Here is a 2,459-nt window from a genome sequence, read left to right on the forward strand (position 1 = left end):
TGCCGCCCTCCCGCGCGTCTCCGCGGTCAGGCTGCCCTCAGCTGCACTAGCCTGCTGCGACAGGCCAGCGGCGGGGTCCTTTCACCCCCGCTCGGGGTAGTGGCGCCTCGTGGCGCACCAGCGCGTATTTCCAGTCGATGGCCCGCACCGCCATCGCAGCGGCCTGCCGGTCCGTGAGGTCCTCGGCGAACTGCAACACCGTGATCAGCGACAACGCCCCTGGTGACAGCCCCGGCGCCCCACGCACCCCGAACGCGTCGGCGAACGGCTCGTCGGCGAACACCTCCGCGAGGCGGGCCCGCACCCGTATCGCCAGACTCCCTTTCGGGAACGCCGCCCGGGCCACCGCCACAGTCTGCTCCGGGATCTCCGCCAGCCCCACCGGCCGCATCGACATCCGCACCGCCTCCATGGCCGCACGACAGCGAAGCGACCCCGAAGACGATCATCCCCAACCCGCCCTCACCTACACAGCGAATTGCGCAGCAAAGTCGCGGAGCATCCGCTCGGGCCGCTCGGCGCGGGCATAGCGTTTGACGGTGTTCAGGGACAGTTGAAGGCGGCGGGCGCATTCCAGCGTGCCCACACCTTGGTTGAGCAGGCCGTGGACCTGGTGCCAGCGCTCCAGCGTGGTCTGGGCGCGAGGCCCGTCATAGATGGGGGCGTCGAGCACGGTCGCCCAGCAGGTGCTGTGTGCCTTCACCTCGTCCAGGGAGGCCTCGCACAAGTTGTGCCAGACATGCCAGCGGTCACTGACCTGGACCGCGTCCGGCAGGGCCCGGCGGATGGCCTCCGCGTAGGTCGTCGATCCGTCACGGCACACGACCTCGACGCCCGGATGGGCACGGAGCCACGCTTCCAGCGTGCCGGCCGTGCGATCGGGGAGGACGTCGATCCGTTCATGGGTCTCGGCGTCGATCACCACGGTGGCGTAGCAGTGCCGTCGGCGCAGAGCGAAGTCGTCCACTGCGATCACTCGCGGAATCCGTCCGGCCGGCAAGGGGATGGCCAGCAGGACGCGGAGGGCCGTGTGACGGGACAGGCCCATGGCCAGTGCCGCCAGCAACCGTACTCCCGCCCGGCCCGCCAACTCCTTCACCACCGCCTTGACCTGCCTGGTCAAACGGGTAGTGCGCCGCTGATAGCGCTCCAACACCCCGGGCACCTGCTCGCGAAAGGTCTGGCGGCACCCGCGCGTGGAACACACCAGACGCCGCACCCGTACTCGGAGTATTACCCGCCGGCCGTCGACCGGCACATCGGCCACCGTCCGCCAGTGATAGCCGTGCACCCTCCCCGACAGCACCCCGCACACCGGGCAGGGCGCGGGCTCTCCCGGAGTCCGCGCCCTCACCAACACCCGCCCGCCCTCATCGACCACATCCTCGATGACCAGCGGTGACATGCCCGCCCCGGCCTGAGCATTCGACCAGACCGGGCCCCGGCATGCCCTGACACGCCATCAACCAGCCACACCACCGACAACGTGACAAGGCCGGCCGAACTTCAGGCACCAGCGGCGGATCGTCTCGCAGGAGACGGCCACGCCCCGCTCCAGCATCAGCTCCTCCACCTCACGGAAGGAGAGCGGGAAGCGGAAGTGCAGCCACACACAGTGCGAGATCGCCTCGACCGGGTAGCGGTGATTCGCGTACGACGGCGCACTCGACGACACGAACACCCCCCTCCCCAGACGGACACTCCGAAGATCATCTCACCCCGCCACCGACAACGTGACAGCACCCTCGCGGGTCACGCGAGGGCCTTCACCACTATCCGGCAGTAACCGGCTTCGGCATGGGATTACGCAGGAAGGTCGCCGTGCCCGAGTACGTGGGCACGAGGTCTGACGGCGGCTGTCCCGGAGCCGGATTCGTCGCAGGGCCAGTGACCGTGAACACGAAGGTCAGGGGGGTGTCGTCGTCGACCACGACTGGCTGCCCCTTGGACGTCGTCTTCAGCGCCCTGTGGCCGCTCGCCAGAGTGAAATTGATGGTTCCTGAGCCGGGGCTGGGAAACGCCAGCGTCGTGTACTGGGCCGTAACCGGCGGAGACATCCCCTCGATGTCCACAGGCAGACATACCGACTTGCCTGCGACAGTGAAGCCTGATGATCCTTTAAGCGTCACTACGGGTGGTGTAACCCATACCGCTGGGGCGGGGGGCGGAGTGTCGATCTTGTCGCTTTCACGGACTACGGGATGTCCCATCGACCAAGCCTTCCTGGAAACACGACATCTTGCCCGGTGCCTTAAAGCCTCGTTCCTGCCGTACGTATTCGCACGACTCCAGAGGCCCCCCTTTGGAGCAGGGTCTCGGCGAAATCGTTCAGGTGAGCCTCGATCCTTCAGTGATGAGGTCGTGTTCGTGGGGTGGTCGGTTCACCCCGGTTTGTTCTCGTGGTGAGGTTCCGGGGTCGTCGCGTGTCGCTGCGGGGTGCGCCGGGTTCCACGGGTCCG

At 67.7% G+C, this 2,459-nt stretch carries 1 protein-coding gene and 3 pseudogenes; all 4 read right to left on the minus strand.

From position 1 onward, the window contains the following. Positions 1–118 precede the first annotated feature (118 nt). Positions 119–397: pseudogene (locus OTB19_RS42460) on the minus strand (IS5/IS1182 family transposase); the annotation flags it as partial. Positions 398–493: 96 nt separating this feature from the next. Continuing rightward, positions 494–1,405: pseudogene (locus OTB19_RS42465) on the minus strand (ISL3 family transposase); the annotation flags it as partial. A 93-nt stretch (positions 1,406–1,498) separates the two neighbouring features. Beyond that, positions 1,499–1,675, minus strand: a pseudogene (locus OTB19_RS42470) (IS6 family transposase); the annotation flags it as partial. A gap of 97 nt (positions 1,676–1,772) precedes the next feature. Further along, on the minus strand, positions 1,773–2,210 hold the full coding sequence (locus OTB19_RS43910) for a hypothetical protein (RefSeq protein WP_420717031.1): 438 nt from the start codon (positions 2,208–2,210) through the stop codon (positions 1,773–1,775). Positions 2,211–2,459: the final 249 nt, after the last annotated feature.

It is taken from the genome of Streptomyces sp. H27-H5 (assembly GCF_026627505.1).
Classification (GTDB): Bacteria; Actinomycetota; Actinomycetes; order Streptomycetales; family Streptomycetaceae; genus Streptomyces.

What these genes read in the sequence shown, in the direction of transcription:
- OTB19_RS43910 (WP_420717031.1), bottom strand. Translation starts at nt 2,210, where the DNA reads ATGGGACATCCCGTAGTCCGTGAAAGCGACAAGATCGACACTCCGCCC.